At 59.6% G+C, this 20,207-nt stretch carries 17 protein-coding genes; 9 read left to right on the top strand and 8 right to left on the bottom strand.

The window, feature by feature from the left end; genetic code table 11:
• Nucleotides 1–139 precede the first annotated feature (139 nt).
• Both CHU70_RS03820 and CHU70_RS03815 read right to left on the bottom strand, forming a co-directional pair.
• Entirely contained in the window at nt 140–499 is a 360-nt protein-coding gene (locus CHU70_RS03820) for an FKBP-type peptidyl-prolyl cis-trans isomerase (protein ID WP_005511805.1), read from the bottom strand.
• Nucleotides 500–714: 215 nt separating this feature from the next.
• Nucleotides 715–2,010: a citrate synthase gene (locus CHU70_RS03815; protein ID WP_016423307.1), complete on the bottom strand. Its 1,296-nt coding sequence runs from the start codon at nt 2,008–2,010 to the stop codon at nt 715–717.
• A gap of 725 nt (nt 2,011–2,735) precedes the next feature.
• Between CHU70_RS03815 and serC the strand changes: the two genes are divergently transcribed.
• The 3 genes from serC to CHU70_RS03800 all read left to right on the top strand — a co-directional run bounded on the left by serC (nt 2,736) and on the right by CHU70_RS03800 (nt 6,062).
• A complete protein-coding gene (gene serC / locus CHU70_RS03810; RefSeq protein WP_147719007.1) occupies nt 2,736–3,872 on the top strand; it encodes a phosphoserine transaminase in 1,137 nt (378 codons plus the stop codon).
• Nucleotides 3,873–4,013: 141 nt separating this feature from the next.
• Nucleotides 4,014–5,141: a septation protein SepH gene (gene sepH / locus CHU70_RS03805; protein ID WP_147719008.1), complete on the top strand. Its 1,128-nt coding sequence runs from the start codon at nt 4,014–4,016 to the stop codon at nt 5,139–5,141.
• A gap of 15 nt (nt 5,142–5,156) precedes the next feature.
• Entirely contained in the window at nt 5,157–6,062 is a 906-nt protein-coding gene (locus CHU70_RS03800) for a DUF6928 family protein (RefSeq protein ID WP_049193040.1), read from the top strand.
• A 3-nt stretch (nt 6,063–6,065) separates the two neighbouring features.
• On the opposite strand, the gene CHU70_RS03795 is transcribed toward CHU70_RS03800, so the two are convergent.
• The 3 genes from CHU70_RS03795 to CHU70_RS03785 form a co-directional block, all read right to left on the bottom strand.
• Nucleotides 6,066–6,938, bottom strand: coding sequence for an RNA methyltransferase (locus CHU70_RS03795; protein WP_070545908.1), 873 nt, complete (start codon nt 6,936–6,938; stop codon nt 6,066–6,068).
• Between the two features lie 9 nt (nt 6,939–6,947).
• Complete coding sequence (locus CHU70_RS03790; RefSeq protein ID WP_070653139.1) at nt 6,948–8,462, bottom strand: NCS2 family permease; 1,515 nt, start codon at nt 8,460–8,462, stop codon at nt 6,948–6,950.
• 158 nt (nt 8,463–8,620) lie between these two features.
• Nucleotides 8,621–9,313, bottom strand: coding sequence for a DUF3027 domain-containing protein (locus CHU70_RS03785; RefSeq protein ID WP_224433761.1), 693 nt, complete (start codon nt 9,311–9,313; stop codon nt 8,621–8,623).
• A 23-nt stretch (nt 9,314–9,336) separates the two neighbouring features.
• Here CHU70_RS03785 and CHU70_RS03780 point away from each other — a divergent pair, with 23 nt between their 5' ends.
• Both CHU70_RS03780 and CHU70_RS03775 read left to right on the top strand, forming a co-directional pair.
• Nucleotides 9,337–10,497, top strand: coding sequence for a glutaminyl-peptide cyclotransferase (locus CHU70_RS03780; protein WP_147719009.1), 1,161 nt, complete (start codon nt 9,337–9,339; stop codon nt 10,495–10,497).
• Nucleotides 10,498–10,619: 122 nt separating this feature from the next.
• Entirely contained in the window at nt 10,620–11,114 is a 495-nt protein-coding gene (locus CHU70_RS03775) for a DUF2771 family protein (protein ID WP_016423315.1), read from the top strand.
• A gap of 72 nt (nt 11,115–11,186) precedes the next feature.
• On the opposite strand, the gene CHU70_RS03770 is transcribed toward CHU70_RS03775, so the two are convergent.
• Nucleotides 11,187–11,618, bottom strand: a complete 432-nt coding sequence (locus CHU70_RS03770) for a cold-shock protein (RefSeq protein ID WP_005511873.1) — start codon at nt 11,616–11,618, stop codon at nt 11,187–11,189.
• Between the two features lie 870 nt (nt 11,619–12,488).
• On the opposite strand from CHU70_RS03770, the gene CHU70_RS03765 reads away from it, so the two are divergent.
• Complete coding sequence (locus CHU70_RS03765; protein WP_016423316.1) at nt 12,489–13,109, top strand: transglycosylase family protein; 621 nt, start codon at nt 12,489–12,491, stop codon at nt 13,107–13,109.
• 383 nt (nt 13,110–13,492) lie between these two features.
• Here CHU70_RS03765 and CHU70_RS03760 read toward each other — a convergent pair whose 3' ends face one another.
• Nucleotides 13,493–13,681 carry a hypothetical protein gene (locus tag CHU70_RS03760; RefSeq protein ID WP_016423317.1) on the bottom strand — a complete coding sequence of 63 codons (189 nt, stop codon included), beginning with the start codon at nt 13,679–13,681 and terminating at the stop codon, nt 13,493–13,495.
• Nucleotides 13,682–13,755: 74 nt separating this feature from the next.
• On the opposite strand from CHU70_RS03760, the gene CHU70_RS03755 reads away from it, so the two are divergent.
• The 3 genes from CHU70_RS03755 (at nt 13,756) to CHU70_RS03745 (ending at nt 18,791) form a co-directional block, all read left to right on the top strand.
• Nucleotides 13,756–16,272: a helicase-associated domain-containing protein gene (locus tag CHU70_RS03755; protein ID WP_147719010.1), complete on the top strand. Its 2,517-nt coding sequence runs from the start codon at nt 13,756–13,758 to the stop codon at nt 16,270–16,272.
• A gap of 148 nt (nt 16,273–16,420) precedes the next feature.
• Complete coding sequence (locus CHU70_RS03750; protein ID WP_016423319.1) at nt 16,421–18,124, top strand: DNA repair helicase XPB; 1,704 nt, start codon at nt 16,421–16,423, stop codon at nt 18,122–18,124.
• A gap of 25 nt (nt 18,125–18,149) precedes the next feature.
• On the top strand, nt 18,150–18,791 hold the full coding sequence (locus tag CHU70_RS03745) for a DUF3239 domain-containing protein (RefSeq protein ID WP_069359666.1): 642 nt from the start codon (nt 18,150–18,152) through the stop codon (nt 18,789–18,791).
• A gap of 131 nt (nt 18,792–18,922) precedes the next feature.
• On the opposite strand, the gene CHU70_RS03740 is transcribed toward CHU70_RS03745, so the two are convergent.
• Entirely contained in the window at nt 18,923–20,065 is a 1,143-nt protein-coding gene (locus CHU70_RS03740; RefSeq protein WP_069359667.1) for an alpha/beta hydrolase, read from the bottom strand.
• Nucleotides 20,066–20,207: the final 142 nt, after the last annotated feature.

Below are 20,207 nucleotides of genomic sequence, written 5' to 3'. Positions count from 1 at the left end.
GGCAATTTTTCACGCCTGAAGTGTCATAAACGCAGTCACTTTCTTCGCCGGAAATCCTGCAAACCGCCGACGGAGGGATGGGCAGGAACCGCGAAGCGGAGCGAAGCTCAGCCGGCCAACAGAGCTAGCATGCGGACTTCTACTTAACGTCCAACAGGTCGATGACGAAGACCAGGGTCTTACCAGACAGGAAGTGTCCTGCACCAGCCGGGCCGTAAGCTTTCTCCGGAGGGCAAATCAGCTCGCGACGACCGCCGACCTTCATGCCCGGAATGCCTTCCTGCCAACCGGCAATCAGGCCGTTCAGCGGGAACTCGATGGACTGGCCACGGTTCCAGGAAGAGTCGAACTCTTCACCGGTTTCGTAGTCAACACCCACGTAGTGGACCTCGACACGAGCACCCGGGGTGGCCTCCTTGCCGTCACCGACAGTGAGGTCGTTGATGACGAGTTCCGTCGGAGCCGGACCGGACTTAGCAGTGAGTTCTGGCTTGGACAAGACAATCTCCTATCACAGTTGGCTTTTTCACAGTTGGTATTCAGCCCAACGTAAATGGACCCAACTTAAATGGGGTTTCTTAGAATTCTAGGAAAAATAAAAGGCGCGTACCAACCTTTCGAAGGCTAGTACGCGCCTTTTCGCGTTTTCAACGCTGGACTTTTCTATGCTGAGTTACCTGCGAGGAACCCCCTACGCAGTAATCGCTAGAAACCTTAGCGCTGGTCGCGCGGAACGAAGTCACGCTCGGTCTCGCCGGTGTAAATCTGGCGAGGGCGGTTGATCTTCGATGCCGGGTCAGTGACCTGCTCGTTGAACTGAGCAATCCAGCCCGGGAGACGGCCGATGGCGAACAGGACGGTGAAGAAGTCCGTCGGGAAGCCCATGGCGCGGTAAATCAGACCGGTGTAGAAGTCAACGTTCGGGTAGAGCTTGCGGGAGACGAAGTAGTCATCAGCCAGTGCAATCTCTTCCAGCTTCATAGCCAAATCCAGCAGCTCGTCGCCGCCGAGGTGCTGGAGCACCTCGTGAGCGGTCTTCTTAGCGATAGCTGCACGCGGGTCGTAGGACTTGTAGACGCGGTGACCGAAGCCCATCAGTCGGACGCCCGGCTCCTTGTTCTTCACGCGGTTCATGAACTCGGTTGCGTCGCCACCGTGGTTCTGCTGGATGTCCTCGAGCATCTCCAGAACAGCCTGGTTAGCGCCACCGTGCAGCGGGCCAGACAGAGCGTTGATACCAGCAGCGATGGAGACGAACATGGAAGCGCCGGAGGAAGCGACCATGCGGACGGTGGAGGTGGAGCAGTTCTGCTCGTGGTCAGCGTGCAGGATGAGCAGCTTGTCCAGAGCGTCAACCACTACCGGATCAACCTCGTAGTCAGCGGTCGGGTAACCGAACATCATGCGCAGGAAGTTCTCGCGAGCGTTCAGGTTGTTGTCCGGGTACATGTACGGCTCACCCTTGGATGCGCGGTAAGCGTATGCAGCCAGCATCGGGACCTTAGCCATCAGGCGAACCGCAGCCAGGTTGCGCTGCTCTTCGTTCAGCGGATCCAGCTCGTCCTGGTAGTAGGAAGCCAGGATGTTGACCGAGGAAGCCAGGGTCTGCATCGGGTGTGCGCCACGCGGGAAGATGCTGAATGCGCGACGGAAGTCCTCGTCCAGCAGGGTGTGGTGACGAATGTCGTGGTTGAACTGCGCAAGCTCTTCCTCAGACGGAAGGTGGCCGTGAATCAGCAGGTAGGAAACCTCGTTGAAGGTAGCCTTCTCAGCCAGCTGCTCAATCGGGTAACCGCGGTAGCGCAGGATGCCGTTACCGCCGTCGATGTAAGTAATCTTGGACTCGGTAGAACCGGTGGCGGTGTAGCCCGGGTCGAAGGTGGTCAGTCCAGTTTCCTGGAGCATCTTGCCCAGTGCGATACCGTCGTTACCCTCGGTTGCCTTGACGATGTCCATCTCGAACTCGCCGCCCGGGTAGTGGAGTACAGCCTTGCCGTCTTTAGTAGCCACAACTTCCCTTTCACAGAAAAATTCTTCTTAACGACTCCAGAGTGCGGGGGAAGCAGGCACAGCGGAAAACAGCATGCTGCCTCCCAACTCCACGCCACCCCTTCGGGGTCGCATTGTTTTCAATGATTCAATTATGCGCGACATTTGCGTTCCATTGCATCTTGCCCAGTGAAAAAAGTTTGCTTAGTTCACATCGACCGTGTCGTAACCATAAAGAACCGACACCTGCAGTGGATTAGAACACACAATATCAAAGAGTGTGAGCAGTGCAACACCCTCTACCCCATTCGGGCAGCCTGGGCTTACCCAATCTTGACCCTTCTTCACCCCGAAATGCAAATGGAAAAAACGGGTTTATTACGTTGTCACTGCTCATTTACTAATCAGGAGGTCAGGAGCCCATTCAACAGCCAATGTCTTTAAAAGTTCAAAAGTCATTGAGCCGACGCCCGAAAACACATCGACTAAATCCACAATACTTCACCCCTCGCCGCCCGCCCGAGGCCCCACACCGCCAAGTTTTCAGCACCAACAAAACTGGAAAAAATTCTTCGCAAACTTTGCAAATACGCCAATCCACCCTGTTTTGTTATGCAAAGTACGGAAGCGGGGGCAATTGAACCCCACCCTTTTGCTATAAGTACCCCCGATTACCGCTAGAGTTTGAAGACAACGGCTGTATATCAAGCTTCACTTTGAATGCACTTTGAAAGGTTGCGCCTCATATGAGCGATCAATTCCCAGTCCTCCCTGAAGAGTTCCAGCCCGGCGACGGCCGCTTTGGTTGCGGTCCGTCGAAGGTTCGCCCGGCACAGATTCAGGCAATCGTTGACGGCGGTACCTCTATCATGGGTACCTCCCACCGTCAGCCGGCAGTGAAGAACGTTGTTGGTGAGGTTCGCGAGGGTCTGGCTGAGCTCTTCCAGCTTCCGGAAGGCTACGAGATTGTCCTGTCCCTCGGCGGCGCAACCGCTTTCTGGGATGCTGCCACCTTTGGGCTCATCGAGAAGAAGTCCGCTCACCTGACTTACGGTGAGTTCTCCTCCAAGTTTGCCAAGGCCTCCAAGATGGCTCCGTGGCTCGACGCTCCGCAGATCATCGAAGCAGAGCCGGGTTCCGCACCTGAGGTTGTCGCTGGCGAAGAGGGCGTTGACCTTATTGGTTGGGCTCACAACGAGACCTCCACCGGCACCATGGTCCCGGTCACCCGCCCGGCAGGCTCCGAGGGCCAGCTCGTGGCTATCGATGCCACCTCCGGTGCCGGCGGCCTCCCGGTCGACATGTCCCAGGCTGACGTCTACTACTTCTCCCCGCAGAAGTGCTTCGCTTCTGACGGCGGCATCTGGTTGGCTGCAATGTCCCCGGCTGCCATCGCGCGTATTGAGAAGATCAATTCTTCCGACCGCTTCATCCCGGCTTTCCTGAACCTGCAGACTGCCGTTGATAACTCCCGCAAGAACCAGACCTACAACACCCCGGCCGTCGGCACTTTGCTGATGCTGGCTGATCAGGTCAAGTGGATGAACGCCAACGGCGGCCTCGACGGCATGGTTGCCCGCACCACCGAGTCCTCCTCCCACCTCTACAACTGGGCTGAGAACCGCGCGGAGGCAACTCCGTTCGTCACCGATGCTGCAAAGCGCTCGCTGGTCGTCGGCACCATCGACTTCGAGGACAACATCGACGCCGCACAGATTGCCAAGGTTCTGCGCGCCAACGGCATCCTCGACATCGAGCCGTACCGCAAGCTGGGCCGCAACCAGCTGCGCATCGGTATGTTCCCGGCCATCGACCCGGAGGACATCCGTCGTCTGACTGGCGCTATCGACTGGGTTCTGGACAACGGCTACGCTGCAAAGTAACAGTCAAATACCGGCCTCAGCCGCTTAACTCCCGCGCCACGCGCAAGGGCATTGCCCCATTTGTCCGTGACGCGGGAGTTTTGTCGTTTACCATGATTAGTGAGCATTACTTATAACGTCGACCAACAAGGAGGTTCTCGCATGAGGGAGCTGAAGCCCGTTCTGGACGGCGATGTGACCGATTCACTGATTCTCGTTCCCGCCGATATCACCGAGCAGGAACGACAGGAGGGACTTCGCTTCACGCTGCCTCTCGACGAGAACCTGCGCACTTTCCTGGTCGAGCACTTCGAGCTCGCCGATGCCGCCGGTTCCCCTGCTGCAGCTGATTCCGCATCGCTTGCCGACGGATCCAGCGCCGCCACCGCCACTGCCAGCGGTAGCTCTGGGGAGAGTGCTACCGCAGAGAGGGGCTCCACCGACGGAAGTTCCACTAGTGACAGCACAGCGGAAGCCACCACCGCAAGCGGCGACGCGGCCGAAGGCAACGAGACGACCGGCAACTCCGCTACGGCAGGCGGGGCACCGAAGAAGACTCCAACGGCACCGAAGCCAGTTCTGGAAGAGCCCCGCGTAGTTTTGTCGCCGCGCGAAATCCAGGATCGCATTCGCAGCGGCCAAACGGTGGAGGAGCTCATTGAGTACAGCGGCATGCAGCCGCGCAAGATTGAGTCCTTCGCCTACCCGGTGCTTGCAGAGCGCGCACGTATTGCGGAGCTCGGCAAGCAGTCGAAGCCACGTCGCATTGATGGCCCGGCCAAGTTGTCCCTGTGGGAGATTCTCGCCACCGCTTTTGCCGCCCGTGGCCAGGAACTCGCCGATGCCTCGTGGGACGCCTACCGCGACCCGAGTGGACAGTGGATTGTGACGGTTACTTGGAATGTCGGCCATACCACCAACGTGGCCGAGTGGAGTTACCAGGCGGAGGGACTTTCCGCGCTCACCATTGCTCGCAATGAGCTGGCAGCAGAGCTGATTGACCCCGACTTTGCCCGCCGCAACCGAGACTTGGCTCCGCAGGCCAATCGAGCTGCCGATACCGCTGACACCTCTGAGATGCCAGCCGCATGGCAGTCTTCGGCGGAGCCGCAGCGAGGCCACGGGGAGCAGGATGTTCCGTCGCAAAGCGATGCCGCCGACGACGATATTGACGAGGCGGAGTTCTTGCAGCACCCGGACGTGGAGCAGCCGAAGCGCAAGAAGAAGACTGTCATGCCGTCTTGGGAGGATGTGCTTCTCGGCGTACGTCCGAACGGCCCGAAGAAGTAGGAGTTTCCCTCGACAATGAGCTCCATGACCAGTGGCAACGCTTCTGATTTCGAATTCTCCGCGATTCGCCGCGGTGTAGTCACGATTTGGTTTATCAGCACCAATGACCCTGCTGCGACCCTGGAGACAGGTGTTCAGCACGACCGCGGTTTCGGGCGTCGTTTCCTAGCTCTCTATGACTCAACGCTGCCGGTAACACCGATTGGTGATTTCCCGCTCAACCGCTCGGCGGAAACCGGTGACGGTGAATACTACATCGGTGGCTTTGAGGGCGTTGCCGTACTGCAGACGGTTCTCGATGATGTCTCGCAGCTGTCCAAGCTGTCGCCTCGTCTACGGCAGGAGATTGCCGCCACGGACGTCTACGCGAGTGTGTCGAATAAATCCACGGGCTTCGGTGCCTTTGCGCATTGGCACGATGGTGAGCTCAAGCGCGCTTTCTCCGCTACTCGCTACCGCACACTGGAAGACATCGGTCTTCCCTGCCCCGCAGAGGGCAGTTTCTGGGCGGGCAAGCACCGCCCGCTGCCCGACGCTTTCGAAGATACGGGTTCACGTCCACGCGAGGGGGTCGGTTTGCCGTTCGTTCCGGCAGAGCTTGCCGACGCCGTCATCACCGACTGGCTCGGATTCGACCCGCATTCGCCCGCTACCGATATCCCTGTTAGTGGTTTTGCGGTGGATGGCCGTCGTGCGGCTCCCGGAGCTTCGTATTCGACGTCTCGTAGTCCACGCGGGCTAATGGGTGAGCCGGGTTCGTCCGAGTCTGGCGCAGAGCTTGACCGCGCCTACGACGACTACGAAGTTCACAACGCAGAGCCGAACCGAGACTTTCTGGAGGAGCTCAGTCGCTTTGGGGCTAAGGCCAAGAACTTCGCTGGCCGCACCTGGCAGCGGGCGCGAGGCAAGTTCGGGAAATAGTTTCTACCGCCCTGCGCGCTGCGACTGAACGCGCAGTCGCTCGTAGAACGCGATCGCCGCGGAGGTAGCCACATTCAGGCTGTCAGTTCCCGGTGACATGGGAATGCGAGCACGCACATCGGTGGCTGCCATCGCGTGCTCGGTAAGCCCCTGTCCCTCAGCGCCAACGAGAATCGCGACCTTGTCCGTGTCCATGGCATCCCACAGGTCCACCGTGCCCGCAGGGGTCATGGACACCACGCGGAAGCCCTGCTCTTTGAGCTGGTCCAGGCTTCGCTGCCAGGTGGTCGTAGTACCGGGCAGAGTCGCAAATGGGACTGTCAGCACATGCCCCATGGAAACGCGCACACTGCGGCGATACAGCGGATCGGCGCAGGCCGCGCCGAAGACGACCCCATCCACGCCCATGCCCGCCGCGTTACGGAACAGGGCTCCGATGTTCTCGTGGTCACCGACTCCCTCCATCACGGCCAAGGTGGTGGCTCCGCTCAGAACTTGGTCCACCGATAGCTCCGGCGCGCGGTCAGCGGTGGCCAGCAGGCCGCGGTGAAGATCAAATCCGGCCGCTGCGGCCAGAACCTCGCGGTCGAGTTCAAACCAGGGCACCGTTTCCGCAATAGCGGCCTCGCTCGCGGTCAGTCCGTCGGCAAGCGATGCGAGCTTCTGGCGAGTACCAAAGACTGCGCGGAGCGGAAAGCGTGAGCGCACTAACCGCGGCACAATGAGCGTGCCTTCGGCGATGACCAGCCCCTTCCCACCGGGCAAATCGGGGCGGGAATCGGACTTGTTGAGGTTGCGGATGTCATCGAGACGGCTGTCGGCGGGATCGTCGACGACGATGGGCGCAAAGCGTTCGAGGGATGTGGTGGTACTCATGGAAACTCTTTAGCCGCCCAGCAGAGCGGTGAACGGATCGGCGGCGAAGTAGATGATGAACAGGCCGGAGACAATCCACATCAGCGGATGTACGGACTTGGCACGACCCGAGAAGATAGCCATCGCAGCAAAGGTGATGAAACCGATGCCGATACCATTTGCAATCGAGTAGGTAAACGGCATGGTGACAATAGTCAAAAATGCCGGCAGTGCGATGTCGAAACGGGTGAAATCAATCTCGGTAATCTGCCCGATCATCATGGCACCGACGATGACCAGCACTGGCGCGGCAGCCTCGATGGGCACGATTTCATAGAGCGGGGTGAAAAACATCGCCGCCAGAAAGAGGATGCCGGTGACAATGTTGGCAAGGCCAGTCCGTGCACCATCGGCGATGCCCGCTGCGGAGTCCACAAAGACGGTGTTCGACGAGGAGCTGACTGCACCACCGACAATGGCACCGGTGCCTTCGACAACCAGTGCGCGCTTCATGTCCGGCAGCACACCGTCTTCATCGACAAGTGCGGCCTGCTTGCCCAGACCAGTCATCGTGCCCATGGCATCGAAGAAGTTCGCCAGGACCAAGGTAAACAGCAGCATGGTGGCGCTGAGGGCACCGACGCGGGCAAAGGAACCGAAAAGATCCACAGCTCCAACGAGGGACAAGTCCGGCATGCCGCCTACGCGGTCCGGCAGAGTCGGTACCGCGAGATTCCAACCGGTCGGCACTGGCTTGCCATCAGCGAAGGAGGGGCCCGCATCCGTCAAGGCCTCGACTGCGAGCGCAATGATGGTATTCAGCACGATGCCGATGAACAGGCCACCTGGAATATTGCGGACAACCATGATGCCGCAGATAATCAGCCCGAGGGCGAACACGGCGGTCGGCCACGAGGCAATCTGACCATTGATGCCGAGCTGCACCGGGACAGTCGTGTCAGCGGCATCGGGAATACGGCGAACCAGGCCACCGTCGACCAGACCAATCATGGCAATGAATAGGCCGATACCCACACTCATCGCGGCCTTCATATCGGACGGAATCGCGTGGAAGACAGCTGTGCGGAATCCGGTCAGCGCCAGCAGCACGATAATCACCCCGTCCAGCACGACCAGGCCCATCGCTTCTTCCCAGGCCAGCCCCTCGTTAGCAACGAATGTCACGGCAACCAGGGTGTTGATGCCCAGGCCCGTCGCAATGCCGAAGGGGTACTTGGCAAAGAGACCAAAAGTAATGGTCATGACACCCGCGGCGAGCGCGGTGACAGCAGCGACCTGTGGTATCCCCAGGCTATTGCCGTTGACATCCTCGATATTGCCGAGGATCAGCGGGTTGAGCAGAATGATGTAGGCCATCGCGAAGAAGGTCACTACGCCACCGCGAATCTCGGTCACGGTCGTCGAACCGCGCTCCGTGATGTGAAAATAGCGGTCCACTGCCGAAAGATGGCTCCCCTTCCGTGCAGGCTTGGAGTCCTTCGCCTCATCTGAGGATGTTGCAGAGGTGGACGTACCTTTGTCCATTTTTTATGCCTCTCTAGAGTCTCTTTACTATCCGTGTCACGTGTTTATCCGTGTCAGAGCGGAATTTTTGTGCCGAAAACCGTAACGGTGCAGTCTCTGGGGCCACGGTGGCGTCGAAACTGCACCTTCTTCGTCATCGCGTTTGCCTAGGTGGAAAGCTACAGGTGGGAATCCTGGTAGGGTTCCGCCACCGGTGCACCCTGCCCCGTTACTTCCGGGATAGCTGAGTGAGCACCGCAGCCGTGGTCAAAGCTTACGGCCGTGGCATCGAATGTCCATTCGTTGACGCACACGCCCCAGTTCTTACCGAGCGGCCCGGTCAGCGGGACCATAAAGGCGCAGGTTCGGCAACGGTGCAATGCTTCCCGAGCAAAGTCACTCTCGGGGCCGGTATCGCCCTCTTCCCAACGCTGCTCGGTGTCTTCCACACCACGCGCCGACAAGGTGCGGGTCTGCAAGTCATCGCCGTCGAGTCGCTCATCTCCCACTGCAGCCGGCAACAAATCGCGTGGACCGAGGTCACCGGGGCGCAGCCGCTCCTCGTAGGGCACCCATTCAGGCGCCTGCAGCGCGGTTTCGCCAGGGACAAGAGCCACTTCACTGACCGTCGCCTGTTGAGTGCCCGGCGCGCACGCGACCACCACATGCCACTCCCAGCCCCTGTATCCGGGCAGGTCAGCCGCAAAACGATGCACCGCAACGCCCTCGCCTACGACACTTACACCGGTGTGCGCGCCGGCAGGCCCCTCCCCGAGCTCTTCAATCGCGGTACGGGCAGTGTCGACCGCCTGGTGATTCATCACCTTCCCCCGTCGGCGGCTGTTTCGGGAACGTCGTCGATTTTCAGTCACGTTTCCTATCCTAGAGTGAAGCTATGGACAGATTCCCGTCGGGCGATGCAAAACTCGCCCGCCCTTTCCACTCATCACGCTTTACGACGGTCCGAGCTGCCATCCTCTCCGTGGCAACTGCCGCCCTATTGGCCGGCTGTGCGGCTGAAACTGGTTCAGGTGGCGATCCCTCAGGCGAGGCCCCTTCTAGTGGAGCTAGTGCGGACTCGAACTCCGGCACCGCCCCAAGGTCGACTTCGGCATCGGTTAATCCCTCCGAGCTGGTCGGTGCCGATAAGGTGCCGGGGCTCGGTGACGTTCCGACACTGAAACTGGCCATCGAGCAGTCCTATCCTGTCTTGGCTCCACCACTTCCCACGGAGAAGAATGTCGCTGCGCCTTTTGTCCAGGGCCTTGAGTTCAAACCCGATGGTTCTTTGTTGATGGGCACCGGCCTCTACGGTGAGTCCCAGATTTACCGATTACCGCAGTGGCTCGACAACTCTGCAGCCGAGCCGACCAACGTGGAAGATTTACAGCCTGAACTCTTCGGCGAGGGGATTACCCGTCATGGAGATACCGTGTGGCAGCTGACGTGGAAGGAAGGACGCGCCATTGAACGCGACGCGGCTACTCTCAAGCAGCGTCGCGAGGTTCCCTTCGACACCGAGGGCTGGGGCGCGTGCTCCTTCGATGACACCATCGTGACCTCCGACGGCAGTGGCACCCTCACTTTCCGCGCCCCCGATGACCTCTCTTCCCAGCGTCAACTGGCGGTCACTGCAGCAGGTACAGAGACAACGTGGCTCAACGAACTCGAGTGCGTCACTGTCAACGGCGACGCAGCTCTGGACGAAGTGCCGGACGAAGTACCAGCGGACACGAGCGATTCAAACAACCAGAGCAACGCGGACGGACCAAACTCCCCGCAATCGCACCGCGAGATTTGGGCCAACGTCTGGCAGAGTCCATTCATCTACCGCATCAACCCGGAAGACGGAAAGGTCACAGGCATCGTCGATGCCACCGAACTCTTCCGCGACTTGTACGCGCAGCTCTCCCCAGCAGAGCAAAACAGTATTGATGTGCTCAACGGCATTGCTCTAATGCCGGATTCTTCCTCTACCTCCCCCAATGGAACCCGTCAGTTCCTGCTTACAGGGAAGAAATGGCCCACGGCCTACCGTGTTACCGTGAGTGAATAGCAGTATCTGGCCCGAGAACGGCTAGTGTGACTGAACGTAGCTTCAATTCCGTTACGAATGTCGGGAAGTGAGAGTTGATGGGATCGAGTAGGCGCCGCTGGCAACAGAATAGTAAGGCGTTCATGGTTGTCGGCGCTATTGTCGTGGTGGGTCTTGTCGTCACCGGCATTGTCCTTGCTGTCAATAAGTGGACCAACCAGGCAATCGACGACCCGCACGCGCTGTCCATCGAGGTCATTCAGGACGGCGAAACCACAGAGGTTCTTCCCTACCGTGTCTGCGACCTCTTTGAGAAGAATGCCTGCACCACGACTGAGGCCAACGCCGCCAAGATTTCTCTGGGCGAGCAGGAGACAGCTGAGGTTAACGTCGGCTCCACTGTTGGCTCTAACTCTTGGACTCTGCAGCGTTTCTTCTCCGACGATGCGGTCAACTCCACCTCTCGCAAGGATCCGGGCGAAGCCACGACCGAGACCATCGCCGGCTCCGCAGCTGTTGCCGGCAAACGCACCCCACTCGGGGTCGTGGAGGTTTCCACCGCGCTCATCGGAAAGAACTCCGAGGGTGAAGAGACCACCTACGGTATTACTTGGTCGATCGTCAACGAACCGTCGTAAAGCACAGCAAAACGCCCGCTCACTGAGGTTATCCACCTTCGTGAGCGGGCGTTTTTCACATCTTCTACCGACTTACGAGTCCAGCTCGCGCGCGACCGCACGCAGGACTTCAGCCATCTGGTGGCCGTCCTTACGCTCCGGGTAACGCCCGGCGCGCAGGTCACGCTGCACCGTCGACTCCAGCATGGAAATCATGTCCGAAATCATGCCGTTGAGATCGCTGGGGCTGTGCTTCTTTGCTTGACGACGGGCTCCTGCGCCCCCACCTGCCCCGCCACGGCGGTGACGGGCACCGCGCGGTCCCTCGTCGAGCACCTTGATCCGGAGGGCCTGCGGGCCTGGGCGGCCGTCAGCGTAGTCGTACTCCAGGCGCTGACCAGTTACGAGTTCTTCCACGCCTTTCGGCAGCACGTTCTTGCCGATGTAGACATCTTCACCGTCCGGATTCGAAACGAAGCCAAAACCGCGATCCTTGTCGTACCACCTGACCTTACCGATGGGCACTTTCCACCTAACCTTCCCGTGCCCTGTGACTGGGGGCACTCAACCTCGTTCCCCTTGTGCAGCGGTGACTGCCCTTCGGGGTCTTCGGATCGGAGATGCAATTCTTCCGCATTTGCCACCGTCCTCGCACGCACAAATGGCCAGAGTTAGAGGCTCGCTCGGGGCGAGCTTGGCCAGACAGGACCGCGAGGATATGCCAGGCCGGGTGCTGTCTTAATGGTGTTCCTTTAATTAAGGTGCGACCAAAACAGGACGCACTCCAACCGGGAACACATTATTTATTACTGCTTACTAGTGCGAAGTGGCGGCAGCGGTAGCGGCGTGCATGTGCACGTCACCTCCGATTACCTAAAGAACTCAATTATACCCATAGATGGGGACATAAAGGGAAGACGGATCTGCGTGAAGCGAACACTCTCGCGGATTGACGCACCGAGACGGCAACTAACTGCCAGCGTTGGTTCTTTATGGCTATCTCTTATGGCCATCCTTCTCAGTGCATGCGGCGCGCCAAAACCGGAAAAATAACAAGACGATAACGTGAGCTTTATCACATTTTGAAGTTTTAACTTACACAACACCAATAACAGTCACGTCTCTTACCTGCAGTTTCACCTACTTTTATGCATATTTCCCACCTGCGCTCAAAATTAAGAATCCGGCGATTCGCGTGACTATTTCGTTATCAACCGCTACGGTGTGCAATCGACGCGTTTAACGGACGAAGTCGCATAGATCGCCTTCATCTCACTCCAGTGCGATGACATCGGCCCGTTATCAATAACGTGAAGAACTTTCCATAAGAGTGAGATGGGGTTGCATTAGCCCCACTGGCGCCACAAAGAAAATCGACGAAAAGGAAATTTTCATATGGCTCGCCACGCAGCTAAGACCAACACCTTCGCTTCCACTTCGGCAAAGGTTGCACTGACCGGCGCAATCCTCGGTGCCGGTGCCGCTATCTTCGCACCGACCGCTTCTGCAGCTCCGGACTCCGACTGGGACCGCCTGGCACAGTGTGAGTCCGGCGGCAACTGGCACATCAACACCGGAAACGGCTACTACGGCGGTCTGCAGTTCTCCGCAAGCACCTGGAACGCTTTCGGTGGTAACGAGTTCGCTTCGACCGCTGATCAGGCTTCCCGCGAGCAGCAGATTTACGTTGCTGAGAAGGTCCTGGCTCAGCAGGGTTGGGGCGCATGGCCGGCTTGCTCCGCAAGCCTGGGTCTCTCCTCCGGCCCGACCGATCGTCCGCACCCGAGCCAGGGCTCCGCTCCTGTTCGCGCACAGGCCGCTCCGGCAGCTGCTGCTTCCGACTCCAAGACTGACCTGGTCCAGCAGTTCGCTGACCGCCTGTCCAACGTCGACAGCCTGTCCGACGCTCAGGCACTCATCGCTGAGTTCCGTGCACTGACCGGCGAGGTTGAGCTCCCGCAGGAACTGGTCGCAGCCATTCCGTTCGACCTGTCGAAGCTGCAGGGTCTGATTTAAGACTTTCGAGCTAGCCAGCTCATCACAGTAGCCCCGAGGGTAATCCCCCTCGGGGCTACTTTTTGGCTTCCGCAGGTTGGCGGTACCGACCCAACGCGAGTTAGTGACTGCGTTTATGACAAAAATGGCCCGAAAAATGGCTTGAAAGTGTCATAAACTTACACAGTTTCACATTTGCAGCCCGCATCCATGGGGCCATTCCGGTGGATTGGCCAAAAAACTGGGCTTGAATAAGCCCCCGCCCACTTCAAGCCCCCACTTCAAGCGCCCCTACTCAAGCCCCCGCCCCGAGGCCACTGATGTGAAAACCCGCAGCCATGGCTGAACTAGCAGTCACGGCTGCGGGCCTCCAGCAGAAGTAGCTCTGCTAAGAATCTAAAAGATTACTTGTTAATCACCGTGGTCGGGTGCACGTAACCCAGAGTCTCCGGATCAACCGGGAACTCAATGTCGCCGAAAGGCGAATCTGCACCAGCGTGGTGAGCAATCAGTTCAGTAACAGCGTGCTGACCAGGCTCGAGGTCCTTCGGCCAGCCGGGATCGACATAGGATTTCTTTGCAACGTTAGCCATGCTGAGATTATCCCAAAAATTTTCTCCCCAGTCACCTTCTCCCCTCCTTAAATCTCACTAAAGTGGGGATTGTCATGACTAGCACCACCCCCTTTGCACTCTTTTCCGACTGGCTGGCAGGTCAACCAGACCAATTTGTGGGCACTATCCTCAGCAATCGCCCCGATGCGCTGTCGCCACCGCCGAAGTCTTCCCAGGTGCTAGCGGCAAGGCTCCAGCTCCGCGCTTCTGTCTCCCGCGCGCTAACCAAACTGCCCGCACTGGAGCTCGCCTGCATTGAGGCCGCCGCCGACCTCGGTGCTGACGCCGAACCCGTCACTGCGGACGCCCTCATCGACTACATTCTCGACTTACTCTCTCGAGCAGAGGTTCCCGCCAATCAACGGCCCACGGCCACGCATATTCGGACAAGCCTCGATACCCTGCGCGAATACGGACTCATCTGGGGCAACGGTCCCGGCCCCCGCGGCACCTTCACCGGCAAGTCCACCCGCAAGAAACCTCTGCCCTGGCAGGACTACTTCTGTCTCAGCGATGAGGTCGCCACCTCGTTGCCACCTGGCTGGTATCTTCTGCCCAATCCCGATGGCCCAAGCCGCAGTCAGCTACGCACGGCACTCACCGAGGTTACAGACAGACAGCAGCGGCTTCTGGACACCCTCGCCAACTCCGGAGGTCTCGGCGTTACAAAGGACGCTCATCCGGATGCCGACCCTTCGCTGCCGGTCCCAGCGCTCATCAACGCCGGCCTGCTCGAACGCATCGACGAGGGCACCGTCCGCCTGCCCGCCACCGTTCGCGCGCTTATGCGTGGAGTCGGGCTTGCCGACGACGACGTCCCCCTGCGCCCCGAAACCCCCGCTACCCACGTGATTGCCAGCGGTAACGACCGTGCTGCCGCCACTGCCTGGGAAACTTTGCGACAGGCGACTGACCTGCTGGACTTGCTGGGAACCGACCCCGCGCCGACATTGAAAAACGGTGTCATTGGAGTGCGGGAAACCCGCAGTCTCATCGAGGAGCTCGGCGTCGACATCTCGGAGTTGGCTCGCGGCGTGGCTAACCTCAGTGCAGCGGGGCTGGTTCATGTCGGCACTCCGCATCCGCTGCCACTGCATGACACCGGTGGTGACTATTTCGCCCCCACGCTGGCAGCCGACGGCTTCCTCGACGCCGATCTGGTTGACCGGTGGGTGAGTTTGACGGTCGGCACTCGCACTAGCGACGCAGCTCCCTGGCGGGTCGACCAGCTCAATGAGGAAGGCAAGCGCATTGCTCTACTCTCCCCACAAGCTCGGCTCTCCGGGGTACCGTCAATCCGGGAAATGGTGCTGGCCTGCTGTGCGCAGGTGGCGTCGTCGGCAAGCGACAACGACATCGTTGCTCTGACTGACCTGCGTGAATGCGCCGCCTACTACTACCCGATTACCAACGCGAGGTGCACGGACGAGACGCTCAGTGGCGTGGTCGACGAGCTGGTCGCCCTCGGCATCGTCGTGCGGGACCCGGGCGTGGAAACGATTTCCGTCGGCCTTAGCGAGGTTGGCAAAGCCATGGTCGCGCTCATCGAATCCGGCACCGCCGAGGCCTTCGACGATCTGCGTGCCGCCTGTAACAACCTCTTGCCACCGAACGCCTCGTACCTGATGGTTCAGGCGGACAACACCATCGTCGTACCGGGCCCCGCATCCCCGGAGATGGAACGCATGCTCAGTTCGATTGCGCAGCTGGAATCTCCCGGCCTCGCCAGCGTCTACCGCGTGACCGAAGACAGCCTTCGCGATGCCCTCGACGCCGGCATCAATGCCGCCGATATCTCGGAGTTTCTTTCGCGCTACGCCGTCGGCGAGGTGCCGCAGTCCATTACCTATTTGCTTGACGACGTCGCCCGCCGCCACGGTCGTCTCCGCGGTGGCCCCGCAGCTTCGTTTATCCGCTGTGACGATCCGGCCCTGCTGGCCTCATTCCAGAGTCACCAGACTGGACAAAGCCTGGCGTTGCGGAAGATTGCCGAAACGGTGCTAATTAGCCAGGCCCCGCTTGCCCAGGTGATTGAGACCGCTAGAAATGCGGGCTTTTCCATCATCGCCGAAGATGCAGAGGGTTTGGTGCTGGATCTCGGTCGCGCTCCCTGCCGCATTGAGGCGCCGGCTCCGGTGCCCGCTGCGCGTACAACGATGCCCGAACCGGAACGCATCAGCCAGGCGTTGACGGCTATTGCCGATGGCAACCGTGCTGCTGAGCACGCCGGTAGTTCCAGTGGCGCTACGGCCAGTGGCAGCACTGCTGGGGTCTCTGGCTCGGCTGCAGATTCGGCGACAGGTACGGGGACAGCTGCCGGTGCCAGCACTAGCACCAATGGCACGAGCGACTACGCCTCCGGCACCGAAGCGTTCAAGCTTCTGCAGCGCGCGGCTCGCCATGGCGACGACCTGTATTTGAGCTACGTTGACCGCAACGGCAAACCCGGCCGCAAGCGCGTGCGCCCAGTCACCGTCTCCGGTGGGCAGGTCGATGCTATCGACCCGGCCACCAGTCAAGTGCTGCGCTTCCTGCTGCATCGCATTACCGAAGTACATCCTGTCGACTAGGCGGCGGGCGCGCGGACCGTCGTAAAGCGATGCAGAAGCGAATGTGGCGGTTCGGGATGATTCGAGCCCGTGACGCATCTTCTGCGTAATCGTGGCAGAATTGACCTTTAGCTTATTTTTGGTCGAATGTCTGCGAGGCGAGGAAATAATGGGTTTCGGTACGGGGCCGCTGATCGTCCAATCGGATAAGACGGTGCTGCTGGAGGTCGATAACCCGGAGGCGGATGCGGCACGCGCGGCGCTGGCACCGTTCGCGGAGCTCGAACGTGCTCCTGAACATGTGCACACCTACCGCATCACCCCGCTGGCGCTGTGGAATGCTCGCGCCGCCGGTCACGACGCGGAGCAGGTGGTCGATGTCCTCGAGCGCTTCTCCAAGTTCCCCGTCCCACAGCCGCTGCTTATCGACGTCGCGGAGACCATGGACCGCTATGGTCGCCTGAGCCTGACCAAGCATCCAGCTCACGGCCTTATTCTGGTCTCACACGACCCTGCGGTACTGGCCGAGGTGACCAAGCACAAAAAGATACGTCCGATGCTCGGTGAGCAAATCGATGCCGACACCTGGACCGTGCACCCCTCCGAGCGAGGCCGTATCAAACAGGAGCTGCTGAAGGTCGGCTGGCCGGCCAATGACACCGCCGGATACATCGACGGTGAGGCACACGCCATCGCTTGGCAGGATCAGGGCACCGGAGGCCACGACACCTGGGAACTGCGCGACTACCAGCGCATGGCGGCTGATTCCTTCCGCGAAGGTGGCTCCGGCGTCGTGGTGCTGCCCTGTGGCGCAGGCAAGACAATCGTCGGTGCGGCGGCCATGGTAGACGCGCAGCGCACCACTTTGATTCTGGTCACCAACACCGTCGCCGGCAGGCAGTGGCGCGACGAGCTGCTGCGACGCACCTCGCTGACCGAGGACGAAATCGGCGAGTACTCCGGCGAAAAGAAGGAAATTCGCCCCGTCACCATTGCGACCTACCAAGTGGTCACGCGCAAGACTAAGGGAGAATACCGCGCACTCGAGCTATTCGATTCCCGCGACTGGGGCCTCATCATCTATGACGAGGTCCACCTCCTGCCCGCTCCTGTGTTCCGAATGAGTGCGGATCTGCAGTCGCGCCGTCGACTGGGGCTCACCGCTACCCTGGTGCGCGAAGATGGCCGCGAGGGCGATGTCTTCAGCCTGATTGGCCCGAAGCGCTACGATGCCCCGTGGAAGGACATCGAAGCCCAGGGCTGGATCGCACCGGCTGACTGCGTTGAGGTCCGCGTGACCCCGACCGAGTCCGAGCGCATGCTCTACGCCACGGCTGAGGCCTCCGACAGGTATCGTCTGGCCGCAACGACGCCGACGAAGATTCCCGTCGTCAAGCAAATCCTTGCCCGACACGAGGGCGAACCCGCTCTGGTGATTGGTGCCTACCTGGATCAGCTCGAAGAGATCGGCGAAGAGCTCGGCGTCGACGTCATCGAAGGAAAGACGTCCAACGCCAAACGCGAGGAGCTCTTTGGGAAGTTCCGGCGCGGCGAGATCAACACGCTGGTGGTCTCCAAGGTTGCGAACTTTTCCATCGACCTTCCCGAAGCCTCTGTCGCCGTGCAAATCTCCGGCACCTTCGGTTCCCGACAGGAGGAGGCACAGCGCCTGGGGCGTCTCCTGCGCCCGAAGTCCGATGGTGGTGGCGCCGTCTTTTACTCGGTGGTGACTCGCGATACGCTCGATACCGAATACGCAGCTCACCGCCAGCGTTTCCTGGCGGAACAGGGCTACGCCTACCGAATCGTCGACGCAGACGAGTACCTCGGGCCCTCCCTGCCCGGTGATTCCACCGCTAGCTCGGAATCCTAGAAAACTGGATAACTAAAGGACTGCCATGAACTTTCACTTCCCCGTCAACCGCGAGCACACCAACGCCAACAACGAGTACTACCGCGATGCCCGCCGACTGCTCATCTCCTCCGGCATTTTCTCTGCTCTGCTGCTCGTCGGCGCTGTGCTGGTTCTAATAGTTTTCGACCGCACGCCGTTTGTTATCGGCAGCGCGGTTATGCTTTTCGCCCTCGCAGCTCTCTACGTCGGCGTTACCTTCCAGGTGCGACGCGCAATTAAGGATCCGCAAGAGCTTTACGACGAATCCCCGCTGGTTCCGGCCATGATTGCGCGTGTGGATGAGCGAACCATGGTGCTGATGACCTTGGTGGACATGCGTAAAGACCCCTCCGATGGCGAGCCCGTCCCGGCCCTGGCTACACGAACTGTCACCACGATTTCCGGGGTTCCCCGCCGTGTGGGCGCGAAGGTGCCAGCTGTTGCTGTGGCCGGTACGCACAAGAGCCGCACCGAGTTCTACGACGAGATCACCCCAGTGCCGCTCGCGTGGTCCACTCCAGACAAGTCAGTCATTGCCCAAGCCCAGCGCAATATTCCGGTCAACGATTGGAATGTGCTCGAACGCAACATCGACCGGGTGGAAGAGGTACACGCAACGAAGCGCAATCTCCTGCCGCTGCACTAGTCGGGGGCTGTTAGCCCCGACCTTTTGGCACTGAGCTGTTCTAGCCCCGCCCCCGATTTCCCTTAGCAGCGCTCCCCTCCGCGGTGCTCACATGCACGGCGAGAGCGCCATTAGGAACTGAAACGGGTTGACTAGCTCTTACCCCAGGACTCTTCGTTCTGCCGGTCAATCGCTTCCTTATCGTATTCACCTGCCGGGTCCTCTGGCAGCTCACGTTCCGTGTGAGTGGCCTCTAGAATGAACCGCGCCGCGTCCGTAATCTGCTCTCGCTGAACCTTTGGAACCGCAATCTGGTGAGTCGCCAAGAATACCGCCTGAGTGGCGTCTCCACCTGCCTCCTCGACCTTCTTCAGGTACTCGGTAGCTGGCCGAACAACAGTATCGCGGGAGGCCGCCTGAACGTGGACACGCATGCTTCGCGACGGCTCATGCAATCCCGGTGACACTTCCTTTGCCGAATCATCAGAGGTGCCGAAGAATGCCTGCAACCACACCGCAGGAGCACCACGCAGGTCTAGAGCCGGGGCAACGAGCAACAGAGCAACCGGAGTGTCTTGACTAATCTGGTCTACCGCGGAAACAACGTTGTGGCCGCCTGAAGAGACACCATAAAGAACTAACGGGTTCTGATCACTGATGGGCATTGCACCCAATTTTTGAAGCTGCAACGAATCATCTGCGACAGATGCGACTACCCGCGCAATGTCATAGACGGCCTCAGATACCTTATTCTCTGGTGCGAGCCGGTAATCCACGTCCACAACAATTGCGCCCGATCGGGCTGCCAGGGCAGCCATATTTGGGCCGAAGGAATTCTCACGCAGACTGCCGTCGCCCATCCAGAAAGCGCCGCCGTGTGCGGCAACTACCACAGACCCGGTTGGATCCTGTGGGACAAAAACCCGCACCGGAACGCTAGGACTATCCCCCACCGTCGTATCCGTCACCTCTACTTTGCCGTCGGCATACGCAAGGTATGGCGAGGAATGGTTGACGGCCGCCCCCAGGACCATCATTGAACCGTGAATGATGGCGTCTGGCATACGAGCGCCGCGGTCATTGACTGAAGCACGAGCCTTCTTAATGTCTTCCTCAGAGGCACCCAAGGGGACAACCTCGCTCAAGTAGGAATAGGCCGAGACGTGTTCTTCGAGCCATTCAATAAGCTGTTGTAGCTTACCTTCTTCGGTCGTTACGGGAGTGAAGTTGTCTTGAGCCTCGTCCTCAGAAGAAGCGAGGTTAACCACATCGGAGTTAGGTGTCTGATTAGTCATAGAGACAGTCTGCCACAGAGAGCCAACGAGGATTCACCAAAAGAGGAAACCGAGGATCCGATCGACGCTTAGTTAATTCTGTTTACCTGTGGGTAAAACAAAAGTGGGCCGCAGCACCCAACCCCACACAAGGGGCAAGGCA

The organism is Corynebacterium sp. LK10 (genome assembly GCF_008042455.1).
GTDB lineage: Bacteria > Actinomycetota > Actinomycetes > Mycobacteriales > Mycobacteriaceae > Corynebacterium > Corynebacterium jeikeium_D.
The sequence above is the reverse complement of the archived record's forward strand: the minus strand, read 5'-3'. Positions and strand labels throughout refer to the sequence as shown.

Excerpts from the sequence above, each read along its gene's own strand:
- serC (WP_147719007.1), top strand. The coding sequence starts at position 2,736 with ATGAGCGATCAATTCCCAGTCCTCCCTGAAGAGTTCCAGCCCGGCGAC.
- sepH (WP_147719008.1), top strand. The coding sequence starts at position 4,014 with ATGAGGGAGCTGAAGCCCGTTCTGGACGGCGATGTGACCGATTCACTG.
- CHU70_RS03800 (WP_049193040.1), top strand. The coding sequence starts at position 5,157 with ATGAGCTCCATGACCAGTGGCAACGCTTCTGATTTCGAATTCTCCGCG.
- CHU70_RS03795 (WP_070545908.1), bottom strand. The coding sequence starts at position 6,938 with ATGAGTACCACCACATCCCTCGAACGCTTTGCGCCCATCGTCGTCGAC.
- CHU70_RS03790 (WP_070653139.1), bottom strand. The coding sequence starts at position 8,462 with ATGGACAAAGGTACGTCCACCTCTGCAACATCCTCAGATGAGGCGAAG.
- CHU70_RS03780 (WP_147719009.1), top strand. The coding sequence starts at position 9,337 with ATGGACAGATTCCCGTCGGGCGATGCAAAACTCGCCCGCCCTTTCCAC.
- CHU70_RS03775 (WP_016423315.1), top strand. The coding sequence starts at position 10,620 with ATGGTTGTCGGCGCTATTGTCGTGGTGGGTCTTGTCGTCACCGGCATT.
- CHU70_RS03765 (WP_016423316.1), top strand. The coding sequence starts at position 12,489 with ATGGCTCGCCACGCAGCTAAGACCAACACCTTCGCTTCCACTTCGGCA.
- CHU70_RS03760 (WP_016423317.1), bottom strand. The coding sequence starts at position 13,681 with ATGGCTAACGTTGCAAAGAAATCCTATGTCGATCCCGGCTGGCCGAAG.
- CHU70_RS03755 (WP_147719010.1), top strand. The coding sequence starts at position 13,756 with ATGACTAGCACCACCCCCTTTGCACTCTTTTCCGACTGGCTGGCAGGT.
- CHU70_RS03750 (WP_016423319.1), top strand. The coding sequence starts at position 16,421 with ATGGGTTTCGGTACGGGGCCGCTGATCGTCCAATCGGATAAGACGGTG.
- CHU70_RS03745 (WP_069359666.1), top strand. The coding sequence starts at position 18,150 with ATGAACTTTCACTTCCCCGTCAACCGCGAGCACACCAACGCCAACAAC.
- CHU70_RS03740 (WP_069359667.1), bottom strand. The coding sequence starts at position 20,065 with ATGACTAATCAGACACCTAACTCCGATGTGGTTAACCTCGCTTCTTCT.